We start from the raw sequence: 21,156 nt of genomic DNA, 5'->3' as shown, positions 1-21,156 counted from the left end.
CATGCGCGGCGCGTTGCTCCTTTCCGTATTGTTCATGAGCCTCCTTGGCGCTGCCGCCCAGGCGCAGGATACAGGCCCGGCCGGCCCCTTGCCGGAAGAAACAATTGAAATCGGCCTTTCGACGGAAACAATCGCAATCACATCCAATTTCCGCGGCACGGATCTCACCATCTTTGGCGCACTCGACAATACCGACCCGCTTGTACAACGTCAGGGGCGCTATGACATTGTCGTCATCCTGCAAGGCCCGGCGCGTGATCTCGTCGTGCGCGAGAAGGAACGTTATCTTGGTGTCTGGGTCAATGCTGCATCGGAAACCTTTGTCGGCGTGCCATTGTCCTATCTTCTCGCCTCCACGCGCAATCTGCGCGACATTGGCGATGAAAAGACCTTCCGGCAATTGGCGGTCGGGGTTGAGAACTTTTATCTGAACCCGATTGATCCCGCGAGCCTGTCCGGCAACATACCAAAATTCGGCAATGAACTGCGCCGTCTGAAAATCGCGCAGGGGCTTTATTCCCAGAATGTCGGCGGCGTGGAATTTGTCTCGCGCACGCTGTTTCGCGCAACCCTGACGCTTCCCGCCAATGTTCCGGTTGGCCGTCATCGTGCGCGTGCGCTTCTCTTCCGCAATGGCATGTTTGTGCGTGAAGCCAATGCCCATCTTGAAATCGTCAAGGCTGGCCTTGAACAAAGCATCTATAATGCTGCGCATCAGCACAGCCTGCTTTATGGCTTGTTTGCCGTTTTCCTCGCTGTCTTTACCGGCTGGTTTGGTCGTATCCTGTTCAAAAAGGATTAGCCGGCATACAGCGCAGTGCGCGCAATCGGATAGATCCTGCCCTGCCCCAACATATAGACACGCAGCCTTTCTTCATTGAACAGGCCATGAAAAGCGCGATCCAGCACATTGAGTGCACCCGTATAGGCTCCAAAGGCTGGCATTATCAACCGCTCGCCATCACTGGCAAAACAGGGGCGGCGCACCGAACGGCCATGCCGCACAATGCGCGCCGCCGGATGCAGATGACCGGCAATCTCACCCTGTCCCATTTTGCGCGAAGGCTCATGACGGAAAACCAGTGATCCGACCACCAGTTCCTCTACCCAATCTCCCGGCAGATCGGCAGGGCGCTCAGGATCATGGTTGCCGGCGATCCAGCACCAGTCCCGCCCTTCCATCATGGTCTTCAGACGCGTTGCATAAAAGGCAGGCAAGCGCGCACTTGCCGCACGATCATGAAAACTGTCGCCCAGACTGATCACGCTTTTCGGCTGATAGCGCGCAATGACTGCCCCAAGAATATCAAGCGTTGCCGCCGTATCATAAGGCGGCAGGAGCTGGCCACGCCGCGCAAAGGAAGAACCTTTTTCCAGATGCAGATCAGAGACGACCAGAACGCCAAATTCATCAAGATAAAGCGCACCCGAAGGATCACATAGACAGGCAATGCCGCACAGCTCCACCTGCGCCGGACCATAAGGTTCGCCCTTGCTCCAGACCGCCATTTTCATTGCATGGCCTCACGTATGAGATCATCTGCAGCTTCTGCCAGAAGCATTTCGTCGCCCTCGCCTGCCACCCGTTCGCGCCCGATCTCCAGCATCACCGGCAAGGCCAATGGCGAAATCCTGTCGAGCGGTTTATGCACAATATGCCCCTTCACCCGCGCCAGCATGTCGCCCAGACGCTTGATATCCAGCAGCCCGGTTGCAGCATCGGCACGGGTTGCCTGCAACAGGATATGATCTGGCTCATGGCTGCGTAACACATCATAGATCAGGTCGGTTGAGACCGTCACCTGACGCCCGGTCTTTTCCTGTCCCGGATAGCGGCGCTCGATGAGACCGGAAATCACCGCGCAATTGCGAAACGTGCGCTTTAGCAGATAACTCTCATCAAGCCAGGCTTCGAGATCATCGCCCAGCATATCCTCATCAAACAGCCGTGTCATACTGAGTACGCCGGAGCGGATCATCTGCCCCATATCCTTCAGTCCCCAGATCCCCAGCGAGTAATCCGTCGCGACAAAGCCAAGCGGATGAGCCCCCGCCCGTTCCAGCCGTCGCGTCAGCAACATGCCAAGCGTCTGATGCGCAAGCCTACCCTCAAACGGATAGGCAACCATATAATAGCGGCTGTGACGCGGGAAGGTTTCGATCAGTAATGCGTCCATGTGCGGCAGAACAGATTTTACCGCCTGCAACTCAAGCCATTCCTGCACCTGATCGGGCAGGAATTTCCAGCGGGAGCGATCTGCCAGCATGGCACGCACCTCCGCCGCAAGATAGGTGGAAAGCGGAAACTTACCTCCGGCATAGACCGGAATCCGGGCGTCCTGTCCGGCCGCATCGGAGGCAATGCATTCATTCTCGCGAATGCCCTCGAAACGCAGCACCTTGCCGGCAAACAGGAATGTGTCGCCCGCGGACAGGGTTTCGAGGAAATATTCCTCAATGCGCCCAAGAATGCGCCCGCCACGCGCATTGGCACCTTTGCCGCCTCGCGTGAGCCTGACATTCAGTTCCGGCGCTTCAACAATGGTGCCGATATTGAGCCTGTATTGCTGGGTAATGCGCGAATTGGACACCCGCCATGTCCCATCGGCGGTTTTGCGGATCTTGGCGAAACGCTCATAGGTTTTCAGCGCATATCCGCCGGTTGCGACAAAATCGATGATGCGGTCAAAGCGTTCGCGTGAAAGACGCGCATAAGGAGCGGCACTGCGCACCTCATCAAAAAGCTGATCGGCATTGAATGGCTCGGCACAGGCCATGCCCAGAACATGCTGCGCCAGCACATCAAGCGCCCCTTCAACCAGCGGCGGCGTATCCTGTGCGCCAAGATAATTGGCATCAAGCGCAGCGCGGCATTCCATGACTTCAAAGCGATTGGCCGGAACAAGAATGGCCCGGCTTGGCTCATCCATGCGGTGATTGGCGCGGCCAATGCGCTGCGCCAGACGGCTCGCGCCCTTTGGCGCGCCGACATGAATGACAAGATCGACATCACCCCAGTCAATGCCAAGATCCAGCGTGGAGGTGGCAACAATGGCACGCAGGGCATTCACCGCCATGGCCTGTTCAACCTTGCGTCGCTGGCTGACATCAAGCGAGCCATGATGCAGCGCAATCGGCAATGTATCGTCATTGATGCGCCAGAGTTCCTGAAACAGCATTTCAGCCTGGTTGCGCGTATTGACGAACAAAAGTGTGGTGCGATGCGCTTTGATCGCTTCATAAATGTCATGAATGGCATAGAGCGATGAATGCCCAGCCCAAGGTACCCGTTGTTCCGTCTCAAGAATGGTGATTTCCGGCTTTGCCCCGCCTTCAACCGTCACCAGACCGGCCTTTGCATCGGTGCCATCCTGTGCCACCAGCCAGCGGCGCAATTCATCAGGTTCCGCCACCGTGGCAGAAAGGCCAATTGTTTGCAGCTTTGGCTGCAGACGGCGCAGACGTGCCAGGCCCAGCGCCAGAAGATGGCCACGCTTGGAAATCACCAGCGAATGCAGCTCATCCAGCACGACATAACGCAGGTTGCGAAAAAAGGTGGCCGCTCCCCTAGAAGCAATCAGAAGTGCCAGTTGTTCCGGCGTTGTCAGCAATATGTCAGGCGGTGCCAGTTTCTGCCGCTGGCGTTTGTGTGCAGGCGTGTCGCCGGTGCGGGTTTCGATGACAATATCAAGCCCCATCTCCGTCACCGGCACAGACAGATTGCGATGAATATCAACGGCAAGTGCCTTGAGCGGTGAAATATAGAGCGTATGAATGCCGCGCCGTGTTTCACCTGCCTTCTTGCGGCCGCGCCGCTCAAGATCAACCAGAGCAGGCAGAAAGCCAGCCAAAGTCTTGCCCGCTCCCGTGGGCGCAATGAGCAGGGTCGATTCCCTGGCTTCCGAGCGGGCCAGAAGCTCCAGCTGATGCGCGCGCGGCGTCCAGCCCTTTCCGGTAAACCATTTGAGAAAACGGTCTGGCAAGAAAAAGCCTGCGCCTGTGTTGGCGGTGGTGGAAAGATTGAGCGTCACGCCCTCAATTTAGCGCGGTTCCGGTGCCGCGCAAGGTGTTTGTTCACATTTGTTCTCATGCAAGATGAAAAATGCATGAAGACAAGTTTACTGTTCGCTCACCGAGACCCGGATGCCAAGAATATTGACCGGCTTGCCGCTGCCATTGAAATCCGAATTGATGGTGATGGATCCGGCCCTTCCTGCGCGTTTGCCCTGTGGCAAGTCCAGATCGAACAGGTAATCGCTGACGGCGCTGCCAACATCATAGCGCCTGCGTCCGCAGTCGCCGAGGCCAGCAAGATCACACTCGACCGCCATTTGGGTATCGCTGCCATCATCTGCGCGCGCGATAATATCAAACGTGGCCTTCTTGCCGGCGATCCGGTCGAGAATGCCCTCGCCAATGGCAAATGAGACACTGTCCGCTTTGCCGGGCGACTGGACGCGCACATAAGAATGCAGGCCATCGGATTTTATCTCCGCGGTCGCACGTCCCTTCAGCGACATTTTCGTGGCGTTTGATGGTGTAAAGATCGTCACCCATTGTATGTCGTCAGGCTCTTCGCCCTGCTTCAATGGCGCATGACTCATTTCCTGTGTCAAAAGGCCAGGCGCCGGTTGCCGGCTCAAATCGCTGAAGCTGTTATAAAGCGAATAACCAATCAGACCGGCAATCAGGAGAACCAGAACCGACAGGCCAAGCCTGAAGAAGGCTGAATGACGCTGCTTGCCTGTCGCTTTCTCCGGCCTGTCATCCCTTGCCCTTGCGCGGCGACTTGCCCTGGCATTGGTTCTGATATCAGCCGCATCAAGCGATGGAATTGCTGTATCCTGCGCATTGCCAGGAACCGGATCCTGTTCCACCGGAGTAGACAGTTCAGGCTCTGGCCTGCTTGTCGAATGTGCAGTGTATTCCTGTTCGATCACACGAATGGCCGCTTTCAGCCTGGAACGGCGGCTTTCTTTCTGCTCATCCGTCAGCGCAGTGCTCACCTCCAGCGCACGCTCCTGCGCGGCCCATGCGGCCTCGTAGACCCGGCGCCGTGCAGCCGGACTATAGGCATCCGCCTTGGCCAGAGCGTTTCTGATCGCGCGTTCCATATTATTCAAAAGCAAACCTTCCTTCGCTTCCGCTTCCCGCATAGCCTCATGCGTGACAGCCACCCATGCTGCCTGTTTGGCGACTGCTCATATTAGCTTCAAGCAAATTTTTATCTGAATCAAGGCAAGTGGGTGACTGTCTTTAGCGTCTATCATCCATGATTGACCAGCAATGGCATTGCAAAGCACACAAAAAATTACAATACACGCAGATTCTACGTGTCTGGCCTTGTTTTAAGCCGATTTTTTGTCATGTCTGCTGGCATTTTCGACAGGATTGGCAGGACGTGCCATAAATTATTGACAGACAAGATCTATCATAGGTTCCATTGGAACGATACCACAGAATTCCATGCGGATACGCAATTTTAGAGAATATACATTAATATTCACTCCTGCTATTGCAGCAGTTGTATTGTCAACAAATGCCCGTTCATCATCCGGATTATTAAATGTTTCGTGAAATCCTCTTGATTATCTGGATGCTTGCCTGCCTTGGCTTTGCGTCGTGGTGTGCAATGGCGGTCTGGTTCAGCCTGCCAGTCCGCAGGTCAGGAAAATATCTGACGATTGCCATCATTGCAGCCGTCACCATTGCCTATTTTAGTGTCCTTTTATTTTACCTGCCATCCGAAGCATCGTTATGGCCTGCCCATGTCGTGTTTATCGGCATGATTGCGTTCATCATGGCATGGTGGCTTTTCATGAAGCCGTCGCTCGATCACGACTGGGCCGCGGATGTCCAGCATACTGTGACGGCCGAGTATGACCATCGGGAAATTACCTTTCATAATATCCGCGATTTTACCTGGAAATCAGAAAGCGAGGTCATTGCCAATTGGAAATCCGAGACCTACCGGCTGGATTCCATTCGCTCGGTTGATGTGCTGATGTCTTACTGGACGCATCCCGCAATTGCCCACACCCTGGTTTCCTTTGGCTTCAAGGATGGAAGACGGCTGGTATTTTCCGCTGAAATCCGCAAGAAAAAGGGGCAGGTCTATTCGCCCATTGGTGGCTTTTTCAGAAGCTATGAGCTGGCACTGATTGCAGCAGAAGAACGCGATATCGTCTTCGTGCGCACCAATATCCGCAATGAACGGGTTTATCGTTACCCGATCAAGGCGAGTCCAAGATTGTTGCGCGCGATGCTGCTGCGCTATGCCGACGCGGCCAATGCACTGGCAGGAAAGCCCGCCTTCTACAATACAATGACAGCCAATTGCACCACGGTCGTCTTCAATCTGGTGCGCACACTCGTACCAGACTTTCCCTTCGACTACCGGATCGTATTGTCCGGTTACCTGCCTGAATTTCTTTATGACCACGGCCTGATCATCGGCTCTGATCGCCCGTTTGAGGAAATCAGAAAGGCAGCCCTTATCGTTCCTGATCCGCAGCCGCGCGAGAAAAACCTCGCACCGGCAACCCCATGAACGACGTGCGGCATCGGAGGCCGATGCCGTGGATAGCTCAAGCCTGGTTCTGGTTGGATACTCCGGCATATTTCTTGAAAAGCCGGAACCGTCTGAAATCCCAGAACATGGTTGGCGGGTCGACAATGGCAGACAGGGCACGCGCATAGTCCAGCACCAGACCGGGTGTCCAGGCCATGGTTTCCGCACGCTGACGCATCAGGGCCGCAGCCCATAATTCCGGATGCAGGATTGCTCTAAGCGCCGCAATGATTGGCCTGCGATGTCTTTTGCCGTAAACACCCTCAACTGCCGCATCAAGTGCATTGGCCACTGCACTGGAGCAATTGCGGTTGGTGAGGTTATAGGTATTGTCCGCCCGGTAATTCTCCCAGAAAGTCCTCAACCGTTTGGCGTCAATATTGGTTATGACAACCTGCACGGTCGAAGGGCACCATTCTGCGGCTTCCTCCTCATAGCTTGTCAGAAAACGCCCTGGTACATCATTGTCTGCCGTAGCCCGCAGGGTACGGGCAAAATCTTCCGGCGACCGGTCAATTTCAGTAGCAGGATAATGGCTGATATAAAGATCGTCGCCCATCTGCAGCGCCGCATGCCCCGTCGAGATGACGCCATTGGCATCCACTGCCGCGATATAGCGTTCAATGGCGCGCCGCCGCAGGGGCGTCATGGCCGTTCCGGTTGGCGTCCAGACATGGACGATGACTTCATTGGTGTGCGTTTCACCATCATCGCGCAGCTTGCCGCCATAGTGCCAGAATGGATTGCGGCTCAGAAGACTGCTGAAGGAGGCGCCCTCATGCAGTCTGCGGATTCTCATCGCGATCATCAACAGGCCAGCGCCCGTCAGGATCATGACGGCACCAACATTGCTTCCAACTGTGCCGGCATACCAGGTCGGCCAAGGCTGCAATGTGGCAATGGCAAGCAGAACTTCCCCAATGCCTCCGGCAAGGCCCCATTTCCAACGCGGATAACGCACGACCCATGCGCTACCAATGCGAATGCCACCATCAACCAGGAAGCAAAGACCAAGCAGCATGGCGAGAATGAAATTGCTGGCCGGACGGGCACTCAGAATGAGCAGGGCAACCGTGAACAAGGCGGCACTTTGCAGAAAGCGCATGCGACGGGCCGTGCCCTGTCGGCCAAACGCGGCAATGAAACTCACGACCGCCTCGGGCAGCAGCAGATAGCCAAAGAAACGCGACGGGATCAGGGTGACACCATCCAGCGCATCAACGACAATGAAGGCGCCAGCCAATATCCAGACAATGCTTACCGCCAAAAGCATGCGCCAATTGCGCTGGATGATTTCACGTCCAAGCAAAAGGAGGATGATCTGTATCATGATTGGTTCGCCTCAGGCGCGCGGATCGCGCTCTTTTTGACGTAGAATACGAAGATCAGGAACAGGGTGCAGGTCAGGCCAACAAAGATGGGAAGACCATGGGGCAGCACATCCAGGAAGCCGCCGGCAAGTGTCGGGCCAAACAATGCACCAGCCCCCCACAAAAGCCCCATGGCTGCATAAATATTGACAAGATCGGCGCCCCGGAACTGGGATCCGATGATTGCCAGCATGGTCGTGTAAATGCCGACAAACAAACCACCCCAGATGAAAAGTGCGGGATAAGCCAGCCATTCAACTGTCAACATCAGCGGCCACAGGAAGGCGGAAATCGCCGACAGTGCCGTTAGCCCGATCATCAGCCCAATGCGGTTGACCTTGTCCGCAAGCCAGCCGATCGGCAGCTGCAGAATGATTGCACCAATCATCAAAACCGTGATGAGCTGCGCACCATCCGTTTCACTCCAGCCGAGACGCACGGCATAGATGCCAAGGAAGGACAGCCCCGCCGTTTCAATCGCGGAATTGAGCGCCGTCGTGCCCATCGCGATGGGCGAAAGACGCATCATGCGCAAAATATTGGAATGGCCGTGGCTGACCATGGCAGGTTGGCGCAAGCCCGGCATATTGATGACAAGCAAGGCCGCCATTGCAATGATCGTGCCCACAGCAAAGGGCAAAAGCCCGTCAAAGCCGGTATAGGACAGGATCAGTGGCCCACCCGCAAAGCCAAGCGACAGCGAAGCCGTATAGGTTGCCATGACGCGGCCACGATTGCTGTCCGTGCTGAGTTCGCTCGCCCAGGTCTCGGTCAGGACGAACAGAATTTCCGCCGCAACGCCAAGGATCAGACGCAGCGGAAACCACAGCCAGACGCTTGGCATCCACGGAAACGCAAAAAGGCAGATGCCCGACATCAGCAGGGCTACAACGATGAGACGCTTCGGCTGATAACGGATGGATAATTGCGACAGGAATGGCGCAATCATCAGCACGCCAACCGCATGCATGGCGGCATTGGCACCCACCAATGTCTCGGTCATGCCGCTTTCAATCAGAAGCTGGGCAACAAGCGGCGCTGTCAGACTATAGGTCAGGCCAAAAACGGATGCTGTCGCAATGATGATCGCAAGAGAAACGCCTGTTCGCGCACGCCCGTCCTGCAGAGCAAGATCTGCCCCCATTTCACCCCCGGCATTCATTTATTCAGCTCCCCAGCAAGGGCCGGCACGACAGCCGCAATGACGATTCGTCTTCCTTGCAGTGCCAAGCAGATAACATATATCTAATTTTGTTTACTATATTATGAGCAATAATTGCGTTGCAACAATTCAAGGCCCGCAAAGGCCAATATGCTCCATGCAACATTTTATTAGAAAAAAGTAACATTGCAGACGAATAAAAGACCCGCAGCAATCTGGCAGAACCATTTGCGGCGGGTCTGATTGACTGGATCAGATAATGCCCCGGGAAGGCGGTGTCAGCGGATTCTTTCCTGACTTGTCGGGTCAAAGAAGACAGCCTTGTCGAGATTGAAGGCCAGTCGTGCCGGCGCACCTGCATCAATCGATGCGTCTGCACGCAGACGCGCCACAATGTGCTTTCCGCCAAGCCGGGTGATTGCGAATGTATCGGAACCGGCAGGTTCAACCACATCAATCATGCAATCGCCTTCAACCAGACAATGGGCATTGCGATCGGCACCTTCCGGATCGGTCAACGCTTCCGGGCGAATGCCGAAGACGATTTCCTTGCCGATATATTTGTCCAGATCGCGCGGCGTGACCTTGAGTGCAAGTTTCAAAGGTTCCCTGTCTGTGCGCTCAAGCGAAATGACAGGCGATGAACCCTCCTTTTCAACGCGGACAGTCAGCAGATTCATGGCAGGCGAGCCCATGAAGTCTGCCACAAACATGTTTGTAGGATTGTTGTAGATTTCCGCTGGCGTGCCGAACTGCTGCAGGACGCCATCCTTCAGCACAGCGATCTTGGTCGCCAGTGTCATGGCCTCGATCTGGTCATGTGTCACATAGACAATGGTTGTCTTCATCCGGTCATGCAGGCGCTTGATTTCAGTGCGCATGTCCACGCGCAGCTTGGCATCAAGGTTTGACAGGGGTTCGTCGAACAGGAAAACCTGCGGGTTGCGCACAAGCGCACGACCCATGGCGACACGCTGGCGTTGGCCACCTGAAAGCTGGCTTGGCTTGCGGTCAAGCAAATGATCAATCTTGAGCATTTCTGCCACCTGCTTGATGGCAGCATCGCGTTCCGCTTTTGGCACGCCGCGAATTTCCATGCCGAAGGCAATATTTCCAGCCACCGTCATGTTGGGATAAAGCGCATAGGACTGGAACACCATGGCAATGTCACGTTGCGATGGTGGCAGATCGACGACCGAACGGCCATTGATCGAAATGTCGCCCGACGTAATCGGCTCCAGACCGGCAATGGTGTTGAGCAGTGTGGACTTGCCGCAACCGGACGGCCCGACCAGCACCAGAAAGCCACCCTGTTCGATCTCGATATTGATGTTCTTCAGAATCTCGACCGTGCCATAGGCCTTATGGAGATTGGAAATCTTCAGAAATGACATTGCTTTATCCCTTTACGGCACCAGACATCAGGCCACGCACGAAATATCGCCCCGAAACGATGTACACGATGAGTGTCGGCAAGGCGGCCAGAATGGCGGCAGCGAAGTGAACATTATATTCCTTGACGCCGGTTGATGACGAAACCAGATTGTTCAGCGCAACCGTTACCGGCATTGAATTCGCCCCGGAAAAGGACACGCCGAACAGGAAGTCGTTCCAGATATTGGTGAACTGCCAGATCACCGAAACAACGATGATCGGCCCTGAAGACGGCAGCAGAATGCGCCAGAAAATCTGGAAGAAGCTTGCGCCATCAATCTGCGCCGCACGCACAAGCTCGTTCGGAAAGGCTTCATAATAGTTGCGGAAATAGAGTGTGGTGAAACCCAGCCCATAGATGATGTGAACGAAGACCAACCCCGTTATCGAACCGGCCAGCCCCAGAATACCCAGCATGCGCGCCATCGGGATCAGCACGATCTGGAATGGAATGAAGCAGGACAACAGCAGCAGGCCAAAGAAAATGTTCGAACCGCGGAACCGCCACTTGGTCAGGACATAACCGTTGATCGCACCGACAATGGTGGAGATCGCCACTGCCGGTACCACGATCAGCAGTGAATTGATGAAGAATGGCTTCAGGCCGGTAGGCTGCACGCCAATCTGCGCCGTCGACCATGCCGACAGCCAGGGCTCGATCGTCCACTGTTTCGGAAGGTTCAGCATGCCACCCTGGCGGATTTCCTCCAGTGGCTTCAGCGAATTGACCACCATCACATAGAGCGGCAACAGGAAATAGACGGCAAACAGGATCAGCGCCAGATAGATCAGCGCGCGCGTCAGTCGGCCATTATTGATCGGATTGTCATGGGAACGGGCAATCGCTTCAGCACTCATGAACGCGAACCTCCGCGGATTTCCGAATAAAGATAAGGAATGATGATCGAGAAGATCATGACCAGCATGATGATGGCCGAAGACGCACCAATGCCCATCTGATTACGCGCAAAAGTGTAGGAATACATGAAGGTCGCCGGCAGTTCCGTCGCCTGGCCAGGACCACCACCCGTCAGGGCAACCACAAGGTCATAGGCCTTGATGGCAAGATGGGCGAGCACCACAAAAGCCGACAGAAAGACCGGGCGCATCAGCGGAATGATGATGCGACGATAGATGAGACCCGTCGAGGCGCCATCGATCTGGGCAGCCTTGATGATTTCCGTGTCAACGCCACGAAGACCCGCGAGGAACATGGCCATGACAAAGCCGGATGATTGCCAGACCGCAGCAATCACAAGACAGTAGATTGCCATGGTATTGTCCTTGATCCAGGTGAAGGAAAAACTTTCCCAGCCCCAGAGATGCATGGTGTTTTCCAGACCAATGCCCGGATCCAGAAACCATTTCCAGGCCGTACCCGTCACAATGAAGGAAAGTGCCATCGGATAGAGGTAGATCGGCCGCAGGAATCCCTCGCCACGAATTTTCTGGTCAAGCAGGATCGCCAGAAACAGGCCAATGATGGTGCAGATGACAATGTAGAGCGACGCGAAAATAGCCAGATTGGTTATTGCCCGCCACCAATGCGGCAAAGCCCACAGCTTTGCATAGTTCTGCAAACCGACGAAACCATAGGATGGCAGCATACGGCTGTTGGTTAAGGACAGAACCCCGGTGTAAATGATGAATCCGTAAACAAAGATCAGTATGATCAAGACGCTTGGGCCAAGCACAAGCTTTGGGATCCAATCCTGTATTCGGCTGTTTCGCTGCATAATCGCCTACCTATCGGTTATCAAGCGCATCCATATGCGCACTCATACCAGGCGCATCCTGCGATTGATTGTGATGCGCTTCTCAAATCGCCAGCGCATGAAAAATCGCCCGGATCAAGGAATAATCCGGGCGACATTTCATCTTACTTTGCAGCTTCAACGGCTGCTGCAAGTTCCTTGGCAGCATCTTCAGACGATATCTGGCCATTGAAATGCTTGGTCACGACATCGAAAACCGCATTCTTGACGGCTGCCGGCGCCGCATAGCCATGCGCCATGGAACCAAACATCTTGTTGGCAGAGCTTGCCTCCTTTACATCGGCAATAGCCTTCTTGCCGCAATCGTCAAAGGCAGCATCCGACACATCGGTGCGTGCCGGCGCCGATCCCTTCACCACATTGAAGGCCGACTGGAAAGACGGGCTTTCAATCGCGGAAGCCATCTCCATTTGGGCTGGAACCTTGGCTTCATCCACCTTGAACATGGCAAAAAGGTCGGAATTGAAGGTGACCGAACCCTGCGTTCCCGGATAACGGACGCAAACGAAATCCACGCCCGGCTTCTTGCCAGCCTTCAGGAACTCACCCTTTGCCCAGTCACCCATGAACTGGACGCCCGCCTTGTCTTCAATCACCATGGCAGAGGCCAGATTCCAGTCACGACCCGAGAAATTGTCATCGACATAGGTGCGCAGCTTCGCCAGCTTGTCGAAGACACCCTTCATCTGATCGCTGCCCAGCGTTTCCGGATCAAGATCAATCATGGCCTTCTTGTAGAATTCCGGCCCCTCGGACAGCACGATGGCTTCAAACACGGTGGCATCCTGCCAAGGCTGGCCGCCATGAGCGATCGGCGTAATACCCTGTTCCTTGAACTTGTCGAGCATTTCAATGAGCTCGTCCCAATTGGTCGGAACCTTGCCGCCTGCCTTGTCGAGGGCAGCCTTGTTGATCCACATCCAGTTGGTGGTATGGATATTCACCGGCGCGCCAATCCAGTGACCATCATATTTGGCGAATTCCTGCAGAGACTCAGGGATCACCTTGTCCCAGCCTTCCTTCTCAGCAATTTCATCGAGATTGCCAAGCGAGCCCTGTTCTGCCCAGTCGCGGGCATCAAAACCAAGCATCTGCACTGCCGTTGGCGGGTTTCCGGCCGTCACACGTGCACGCAGCACCGTCATTGCCTCATTACCAGCGCCACCGGCAACCGGCATATCCGTCCAGGTCACACCCTTTTTCTCAAGATCCTGCTTCAGGACATCGAGGGCAGCAGCTTCACCACCAGCTGTCCACCAGTGGAGGACTTCCACATTCTGCTTGTCTTGTGCATTCGCACCCTGCAGCGTCAGAACAGCCAACCCTGCAACCGAGGTTGCAAGAAGAAATCGCTTAAAGAGATGATGCATAATTCCCTCCCTGAGAATATTACTGCTGCGGTTTTAGATGCTTCTTCTCACGATTCAGCATCGTCATATTTGATATACAACGGCAATATATTGCCGCCTATTCAGATATTTGATCATCATTACAGAGCATTATGATCTTTGATCGGCTCATTATTTTTGAACAACCGTGCACCATGATAATATCCCGATTGGATTCTTTCACAACACACGATTGCTACCCCCTTTCCGATCCCAGCCTATCCTCCTCATAAGCCAGCTGAACCATGTTCCACCGGGCCACACCCAACAGACCAAGGCCTTGCGGAGATGTTGGCTACATCAAATTGACAACGTTGTCTATTTGAAATGCAACCCGTTACCACTTAATCACAACCAAAAGATAGGGTGTAAAAATCTGCCCCTGTCAATCACAGACTTGCAGCAAAAACATAAATTTTAATCGTTTTAAATTCTAAATTAGCGGGTATTGGAAATTTGTTCTTATTTTCAAGGGCGATAGACTATCCGCACAAATGGACACAGGCAAATGCGCAATACGAAATCTGCTCATGGTTGATCATGGGACGATTTCCCCCGCGTCCTGCACTTGCGGGTGTGAAAGCTGAAACAGTCACGCGCAAAAGGCTGAAAACTGCGGGACACCGGCAGCTTTCAGCCCATATTTTCTGACAGCCACGCGTGCTGCAACTTTTCACTGCTTGACAGAAGGCTGAAATGCAGCGCTACCAGGCAAGTTTCGGGATCGCATCAAGCAGCATTGCGGTATAGTTCTGCTTTGGATGTTCAAATATCTCTGCGACTGCCCCTTCCTCGACAATCTTGCCATGATGCATCACGATCACCCGGTCACAGAGATGGCGGACCACCGACAAATCGTGGCTGATGAAAAGCAATGTCAGATCAAGGCTGTTTTTCAGCGTCAGCAGCAGATTGATGACCTGCGCCTGAATCGAGACGTCAAGCGAGGCGACCGGCTCATCACAGACAATGAGTTCCGGCTGCATGGCAAGGGCGCGAGCAATCGCCACACGCTGGCGCTGCCCGCCGGAAAACTGATGCGGATAGCGGTCGCTCAGGTCCGGATCGAAGGCAACCGCACGCAGCCAGCGATTGACATAGTCACGTGCATTGCTCTTGCTGCACAGGCCATGTGCAATCGGCCCTTCGGCCACCGCCTGAAAAATGGTCCGCCGCGGATTGAGCGAGGCGAAGGGATCCTGGAAGATCATCTGCACAGACGTGCCGATCTTGCGGTCATTCTCCCGTATCCTTGCCCCATCAATCAGCACCGCACCGGAGGTCGGACTGTCAATGCCGCAGATGATCCGGCCGATCGTTGACTTGCCTGAGCCGGATTCGCCTACGAGACCCAGCACCTCACCGCGCGCTATGGTGAAACTGGCAGATTTCACCGCATGAACCGATTGTGGCGGCTTTGCAAGCCCAAGACGCCGGGCAAAGCGCTCCATGGCACCAACAGGACGCCGGTAAATCATGTCGACGTCCTGCACCTTGACGAAATGCGGATTTGGCGCACCCGACTTTCCAGCCTCAAGACCCTCGATCACAAGCGGACCACTGTTTTCGGTTACGCTTGATGTCAGCAACTCGCCGGGCTTCTTGCGCGCTGGCAGTGCATCAAGCAGCCCTTGCGTATAGGGATGTTTTGGCGCGCCAAGCACTTCAGCGACCGACCCCATTTCCACAATCTTGCCCAGACGCATCACGGCAATCTTTTGCGAAATGGAGGCAACGGTTGCCAGATCATGGCTGATCCAGATCATGGAAATACCAAGCTCTGCCACCAGCGCCTTCATTTCCTTCAGGATTTCCGCCGAAACCGATACGTCCAGCGCCGTGGTTGGCTCATCGGCGATCACCAGCTTTGGCTTGTGCAACAGGGCAATGGCGATGGCCACACGCTGACGCATCCCGCCGGAAAACTGATGCGGATATTGATCAACCTTCTTCTCCGGATCGACAATACGCACCATCGCCAGCGCTTCAATGGCCCGGCGGCGCACCTCGGCATCTGACACTTTTTCATGCGCGCGGATTGCCATGGCGATCTGATCGATGATTTTCAGGACGGGATTGAGGGTCATCATCGGATCCTGAAACACCATGGCAATTTCACGGCCGCGGATTGAGCGCAACTCGGTTTCCGACAGGTCGACAAGTTCGCGCCCCTCAAAGCGGATCGAACTGCCCGGCTGTATCTTGCCTGGCTTGTCGATCAGTCCGATCAGGGAAAAACCTGTGATGGACTTGCCCGAACCGGATTCGCCGACAAGCCCCATGATCTCGCCCTTTTTCACCTCAAACGAGATGCCATCGACCGATTTCACCGTACCCCGGTCGGTCTCGAACCAGGTTCGCAGGTTTTTGACCTGAAGAAGAGCTGTCATTTGCGCAACCTCGGATTCAAGATGTCCCTGATCTGATCACCCATCAGATTGATGGCCATGATCAGAATGATGAGCGCGATACCAGGATAGATGGAAATCCAGTAGCGGCCGGAGAGAAGATACTGAAAACCGTTTGCAATCAGCATGCCAAGCGAAGGCTCGGTCGGTGGCAGGCCTACCCCCAGGAAGGAAAGCGTTGCCTCAAGCGAGATTGCCGATGCGATCTGCACGGTCGCCACAACAATGAGCGGTGGCAGGGAGTTTGGCAGGATATGGCGCGTGACGATCTGCCAGCCGCTGATCGGAATGGAAAGGGCGGCCTGGACATAATCCTTTTGCCGTTCGGCTGAAGCCGCACCGTGAGCGGTGCGGACAAAATAGGCATATTGCGCAAAGACCAGCGCAAGAATGAGCTGCCATTTGCCCTGCCCCAATACAGCCGCCACGACAAAGGCAAGCAGGATGGCCGGAAATGAGAGCTGCACATCGACAAGGCGCATGATGAAGGTTTCAAAACGCCCGCCGATATAGGCCGCAAAACAGCCAACCACTGCTCCCAGCGTAAAGGCAATCGCGCCTGCGATCAGCCCCATTTCCAGTGAAATGCGCAGGCCATAGATGATCGCAGACAGCAGATCGCGTCCCTGACTGTCAGAGCCCAGAAGATAATGCAGACCATTGGCGCCAACATAGCCCGGCGGCCGACGTGCATCGCGCAGCACCAGCGATTTCAGGTCATAAGGATCCTGCGGCGTGATCCATGGAGCAAAGATTGCCAAAAGGGCAATGATCACCACCACGGCGAAGGCAACAACCGCCACCTTGTTCTTGGCAAAAGCGCGCCAGAATTCCATCACGGGTGATGTTGCAACCGGCGCAGCACTCTTTTGGCTGGATGCCATGTGAGCCTCCTATCAACCCTTATGACGCAAGCGCGGATCAAGCCCGGCATAGGTCAGATCAACACAAAGGTTTATGACGACGAACAGAACCGACACCATCATGAGATAGGCCACCATCACCGGACGATCGAGCGAGGCAATGGAATCAACGATCAGCTTGCCCAGGCCCGGCCAGTTGAAAATGGTTTCCGTCACCAGTGCGAAGGCAAGCGTCGAGCCAAGCTCCAGCCCGAACACCGTCACAAGCGGTATCGAGATGAGCTTGAGCACATGCCGATGCAGAATCGTGCGCTCCTGAATGCCTGCCGCGCGGGCAAACTTGATCGTGTCGGTGGTCATGATTTCGCGCGTGCCGGCGGCCGCAAGCCGGCACATCATCGCCATCTTGAACAGCGCCAGATTGAGCACCGGCAGAAACAGATGTTTCCAGCCATCCCAGGTGAGGAATGAGAAGGGAATGCCAAAGAGATCGCGCGTCTGACCTCGACCACCCGCCGGCAACCAGCCAAGCTGCACGGCAAAAACCATGATCAGCATCAGCCCGATCCAGAAGGTCGGCACGGAAAAACCAAGAATGGAGCCCGCCATGATCAGCCTGGAAAGAAAACCGTCCGGCCGGTAGCCCGCATAGATCCCCAGAGGAATACCGACCATGGAGGCAAACAGAACCGCAATCACCGCCAGCTCAAGCGTGGCCGGCAGGCGCTGCTTGATCAGTTCGCTGACCGGCATGTTGTAAACAAAGGAACGGCCAAAATCTCCATGCAGCGTATTGACGACAAAATCGGCATATTGCTTCCAGAGCGGTTGATTGAGCCCATATTCCTCAATCACGCGCTGGCGGATTTCCTGCGTTGCATCAGGAGAGATCAGTACATCAACCGGATTGCCGATCACATAGACGCCAACAAAGACAAGGATGGACATGACGACAAGCACCATGAATGCCTGTCCCAACCTGCGTAGGATGAATACTGCCAACAGTGCCTCCCGGAGTGCCTCTTGGGTTAATGCCAGTCGTGTTCGATTTCATGGCGGGTCTCTTCGACCGCCACTTTCCAGATCTCCATCATGTCTTCATCCGAGCGCTGGAAAACGCCGTGATAATTGCCCTCGGCAATGCGTTCGCGCTTGCGCCCCGCATCCACGCGCGCCGTCGCGGCAAAGTCGATCCGCGGCTTCTGAAAATCCGGAACTGGCGCGCCGGCAAGACGCGTCCATGGGAAATTCTCCATCCAGCTTGCATGACTGGCGGCCGGATCGATTTCCAGAACCTTGCCCATGGTTTTCGGCGCACGCCACCAGTCGTGAAGCTTCACCGATGCATCACGATGGCTGTTCATCCATTCAGACAGAAGCGGCGCGATAGGCGAGTTTCCGCCATGACCATTCACGATCAGGATGCGGCGGAAGCCATGGTGATAGACGCTGTTCAGAATATCTTCAATTACATGAATATAGGTAAGCAATCTTAGCGAGATCGTGCCCGGATAGTCGGCAAAGCCGGATGCCATGCCAAAGGGCAGGCATGGGAAAACCGGGACACCCGTCGGCTCGGCTGCTTCGACTGATACGCGCTCGGCCAGGATCATGTCTGTCGCGAGACTCAAATAGGCATGCTGTTCAACCGAGCCAATCGGTATGACGCAACGGTCGTCTTCCTTCACATAAGCTTCCACCTGCGACCAATGCATATCTTTTATGCGCATCTTCGTCTCCTGCATTTCATGAAATGCACGCCCATCAATACGGCGTGCATCATCCCTAGCGGGAATGCCCGCGCGACTGACATCCCTTTCTTTTGCTAGTCTTAAATCAGTTCCATTAGAAACAAAAAATTGCTATTGACGCAAGAAAATTTTCAAATATCGTTCCATATAGAACTAAATTAAGGGTCGGGAAATCGCTATGGACGAGCTTATGCGTACTGCTCTCTATGAGGGACGTGCCGGACGGGATGAGTCAGAGCTGACCGGCCTGTCAGAAGATGATCCGCTTTTCCCCAAGCTTTGGCACAACCCCTGCTGGCTGTCGTTTCGTCTCAATTATCTGGCGCTGCGCTTCAACAATCCCGTTTACAGTCTCATCCAGCAAAAGCTGGGGCTGCTCAGACCGGAATTCGTCGTGCTCTGGTCGCTCTATCTCAGCAATGAGCTGACCCTGACGGAAGTTGTCCGTTCTTCAGGCTTTCCGAAGAATACTCTGAGCCGCGCCATCAATCGTCTGGATTCGCTCGGCATGATCCAGCGTGAGCTCGACATGACCGACCAGCGCCGCATCGCCATGAAGCTGACCGACAAGGGCCGCGAAGCGGTCGAAAGCGTCGAAGCCATCATGATGAAACATGAGCGCACCATGCTTGAATGCCTGTCGCCTGCCGAAAGGCTCAATCTCTCCGAAATCCTGACCAAACTCGCCGTGGCCTCTGAAGGCTGGCCACAGCAATTGTCCCTCGATCCAGAGCCGTCAGAAAGTGAAGACGTGACAAGCTGATTTTTTGACCGGACTGACCGATTTTTGCTGCAACTCAACTAGGGGAACCCGATGATCAAACGTCCCATTTTGCATGCTGCTCTCTTCCTGACCACCCTTCTCACCCCATTGTCCGTCCTGGCGGATGACCTCATCATCGCCACCAAATCCGGCCCGGCTTCAATGGACCCGCATTACACCGCAACCGCGGCCAATGCGGAGGCGACCAAGCATGTGTTTGATACGCTGCTGCGCTCTGGCAACAACCTGGAAGTCGAGCCGTCGCTGGCCGTTAGCTGGAAGCCGATTGACGACACGACTTGGGAATTCAAGCTGCGCGAAGGCGTCAAATTCCATGATGGTTCGGATTTCACCGCTGAAGACGTGAAATTTTCCATCGAGCGCATTCCGCAGGTCACCGGCCCTAATCCATCGACCATCTATGTCCGTCGCGTGCAGAACGTCGAGATCGTCGATCCCTTGACCGTGCGGGTCAAGACCATTGGCCCGGCTCCAACCCTGCCGAATGATTTCGTGCGCCTGTTCATCGTCTCGCACAAGGCTGCGGCCGATTATTCGACCAAGGAAACGGCAGCCGAAGGCTTCAACACTGGCAAGGCAACGATTGGCACCGGCCCATACAAGTTTGTCAAATGGGCGCCAACGCAGGATCTGGTGCTGGAAAAATTTGATGATTATTGGGGCGGCGCCCAGCCATGGGATCATGTGATCCGCAAGGAAATTCCAAATGATGCCGCACGTGTGGCCCAGCTCAAGGCTGGCCAGGTTGACCTGATCTCCAAGGTACCGTCCACCGACCTCGACGCGCTGGAATCGGATCCGAACCTCGAAGTCGTCAAGTATGAATCGGTCTATATCCCTTATCTGGAATTCGACTTCCGTGAAAACACCCCGCTGGTCTGGGACAAGTCCGGCAAGAAGCTGGACAAGAATCCGTTCCTCGACCCGCGCGTGCGTGAGGCTTTCGATCTGGCGATCGATCGTGAAACCATCAAGGATGTTGCCCTTGAAGGCATGGGCGCAATCCCGACGCAGATGGTGACCGAAAATATTTTCGGCTACAACAAGGACATCAAGCCCGCACCTTTCGACGTGGAAAAGGCAGCCAGGCTCATGGCTGAGGCCGGCTATCCGGATGGCTTCAAGGTCGCGCTGAATTATGCCAACGACCGTCTGCCGATTGAGCTTGGCCCGACAGTTGCGCAATTGCTGGCGGCGATCAATGTCGAGGCTGATGTCAATGGCGTGCCGTCTGCCGTATTCAACCCGGCCAAGACACGTGGTGAATATTCACTACACATGGCGTTCTGGGGCACGCTGACAGGTGAATCCAACTATATGTTGTCATCCCTGATGCACACGAATGACCCGGCAAAATCGCTCGGTGCCTTCAATGTGCGCGGCTATTCCAATCCGGAAATGGACAGGCTAATCGAGGAAGCCAGTGTCGAGATGGATGAAAACAAGCGCCGCGAGTTACTTGAACAGGCCAATCTGCTGGTAGCCACGGATCGTCCTGACCTGCCGCTTGCCATCAACCTGTCGGCCTGGGGCATCAGGAAAGACAAGATCAGCTATACGCCGCGTTCGGATGAAGACACGCTGGCAATGGACGTAAAACCGAAATAAGACAACAGAACGCAATCACTCAGGCGGGCACAGTCCCGCTTG

The 21,156-nt window shown here is 54.9% G+C and carries 17 protein-coding genes; 4 read left to right on the top strand and 13 right to left on the bottom strand.

The annotated features are described in order from the left end of the window. The first annotated feature begins 1 nt into the window (after nt 1). Entirely contained in the window at nt 2-802 is an 801-nt protein-coding gene (locus ACFO1V_RS13905) for a TIGR02186 family protein (RefSeq protein ID WP_374831138.1), read from the top strand. Here ACFO1V_RS13905 and pdeM read toward each other — a convergent pair. The 3 genes from pdeM to ACFO1V_RS13890 all read right to left on the bottom strand — a co-directional run bounded on the left by pdeM (nt 799) and on the right by ACFO1V_RS13890 (nt 5,123). Then, nucleotides 799-1,515, bottom strand: coding sequence for a ligase-associated DNA damage response endonuclease PdeM (pdeM, locus tag ACFO1V_RS13900; protein WP_374831136.1), 717 nt, complete (start codon nt 1,513-1,515; stop codon nt 799-801). The two genes, ACFO1V_RS13905 and pdeM, sit on opposite strands and share 4 nt — an antisense overlap. Next, nucleotides 1,512-4,031: a ligase-associated DNA damage response DEXH box helicase gene (locus ACFO1V_RS13895; RefSeq protein WP_374831134.1), complete on the bottom strand. Its 2,520-nt coding sequence runs from the start codon at nt 4,029-4,031 to the stop codon at nt 1,512-1,514. The genes pdeM and ACFO1V_RS13895 overlap by 4 nt, the downstream gene beginning before the upstream one ends. A gap of 87 nt (nt 4,032-4,118) precedes the next feature. Next, nucleotides 4,119-5,123, bottom strand: a complete 1,005-nt coding sequence (locus ACFO1V_RS13890) for a hypothetical protein (protein WP_374831254.1) — start codon at nt 5,121-5,123, stop codon at nt 4,119-4,121. A 443-nt stretch (nt 5,124-5,566) separates the two neighbouring features. On the opposite strand from ACFO1V_RS13890, the gene ACFO1V_RS13885 reads away from it, so the two are divergent. Continuing rightward, on the top strand, nt 5,567-6,550 hold the full coding sequence (locus tag ACFO1V_RS13885) for an Lnb N-terminal periplasmic domain-containing protein (RefSeq protein ID WP_374831132.1): 984 nt from the start codon (nt 5,567-5,569) through the stop codon (nt 6,548-6,550). A 37-nt stretch (nt 6,551-6,587) separates the two neighbouring features. Here ACFO1V_RS13885 and ACFO1V_RS13880 read toward each other — a convergent pair whose 3' ends face one another. The 10 genes from ACFO1V_RS13880 to ACFO1V_RS13835 all read right to left on the bottom strand — a co-directional run bounded on the left by ACFO1V_RS13880 (nt 6,588) and on the right by ACFO1V_RS13835 (nt 18,701). Further along, on the bottom strand, nt 6,588-7,901 hold the full coding sequence (locus ACFO1V_RS13880; protein ID WP_374831130.1) for an HdeD family acid-resistance protein: 1,314 nt from the start codon (nt 7,899-7,901) through the stop codon (nt 6,588-6,590). Next, nucleotides 7,898-9,103 carry an MFS transporter gene (locus ACFO1V_RS13875; protein WP_374831128.1) on the bottom strand — a complete coding sequence of 402 codons (1,206 nt, stop codon included), beginning with the start codon at nt 9,101-9,103 and terminating at the stop codon, nt 7,898-7,900. The genes ACFO1V_RS13880 and ACFO1V_RS13875 overlap by 4 nt, the downstream gene beginning before the upstream one ends. Nucleotides 9,104-9,381: 278 nt before the next feature. Next, nucleotides 9,382-10,497: an ABC transporter ATP-binding protein gene (locus ACFO1V_RS13870; protein WP_374831126.1), complete on the bottom strand. Its 1,116-nt coding sequence runs from the start codon at nt 10,495-10,497 to the stop codon at nt 9,382-9,384. 4 nt (nt 10,498-10,501) lie between these two features. Next, nucleotides 10,502-11,395 carry a carbohydrate ABC transporter permease gene (locus ACFO1V_RS13865; protein WP_374831124.1) on the bottom strand — a complete coding sequence of 298 codons (894 nt, stop codon included), beginning with the start codon at nt 11,393-11,395 and terminating at the stop codon, nt 10,502-10,504. Next, entirely contained in the window at nt 11,392-12,273 is an 882-nt protein-coding gene (locus ACFO1V_RS13860; protein ID WP_374831122.1) for a carbohydrate ABC transporter permease, read from the bottom strand. Before ACFO1V_RS13860 ends, ACFO1V_RS13865 begins: the two co-directional genes overlap by 4 nt. A gap of 143 nt (nt 12,274-12,416) precedes the next feature. After that, nucleotides 12,417-13,682 (bottom strand): ABC transporter substrate-binding protein, encoded by a 1,266-nt coding sequence (locus ACFO1V_RS13855; RefSeq protein ID WP_374831120.1) that lies wholly within the window; start codon nt 13,680-13,682, stop codon nt 12,417-12,419. A 722-nt stretch (nt 13,683-14,404) separates the two neighbouring features. Beyond that, on the bottom strand, nt 14,405-16,090 hold the full coding sequence (locus ACFO1V_RS13850) for a dipeptide ABC transporter ATP-binding protein (RefSeq protein WP_374831118.1): 1,686 nt from the start codon (nt 16,088-16,090) through the stop codon (nt 14,405-14,407). Then, nucleotides 16,087-16,992, bottom strand: coding sequence for an ABC transporter permease (locus tag ACFO1V_RS13845; protein ID WP_374831116.1), 906 nt, complete (start codon nt 16,990-16,992; stop codon nt 16,087-16,089). The genes ACFO1V_RS13850 and ACFO1V_RS13845 overlap by 4 nt, the downstream gene beginning before the upstream one ends. A gap of 12 nt (nt 16,993-17,004) precedes the next feature. Next, nucleotides 17,005-17,973 carry an ABC transporter permease gene (locus ACFO1V_RS13840; RefSeq protein WP_374831114.1) on the bottom strand — a complete coding sequence of 323 codons (969 nt, stop codon included), beginning with the start codon at nt 17,971-17,973 and terminating at the stop codon, nt 17,005-17,007. A 26-nt stretch (nt 17,974-17,999) separates the two neighbouring features. Then, on the bottom strand, nt 18,000-18,701 hold the full coding sequence (locus ACFO1V_RS13835; RefSeq protein WP_374831112.1) for a creatininase family protein: 702 nt from the start codon (nt 18,699-18,701) through the stop codon (nt 18,000-18,002). A gap of 199 nt (nt 18,702-18,900) precedes the next feature. Between ACFO1V_RS13835 and ACFO1V_RS13830 the strand changes: the two genes are divergently transcribed. Together ACFO1V_RS13830 and ACFO1V_RS13825 are read left to right on the top strand one after the other, a co-directional pair. Beyond that, nucleotides 18,901-19,485, top strand: a complete 585-nt coding sequence (locus ACFO1V_RS13830; protein WP_374831110.1) for a MarR family winged helix-turn-helix transcriptional regulator — start codon at nt 18,901-18,903, stop codon at nt 19,483-19,485. Between the two features lie 51 nt (nt 19,486-19,536). Further along, nucleotides 19,537-21,114, top strand: coding sequence for an ABC transporter substrate-binding protein (locus ACFO1V_RS13825; RefSeq protein ID WP_374831108.1), 1,578 nt, complete (start codon nt 19,537-19,539; stop codon nt 21,112-21,114). Nucleotides 21,115-21,156 lie beyond the last annotated feature (42 nt).

The sequence above is a fragment of the Daeguia caeni genome, from assembly GCF_042653845.1.
GTDB lineage: Bacteria > Pseudomonadota > Alphaproteobacteria > Rhizobiales > Rhizobiaceae > Brucella > Brucella caeni.
The sequence above is the reverse complement of the archived record's forward strand: the minus strand, read 5'-3'. Positions and strand labels throughout refer to the sequence as shown.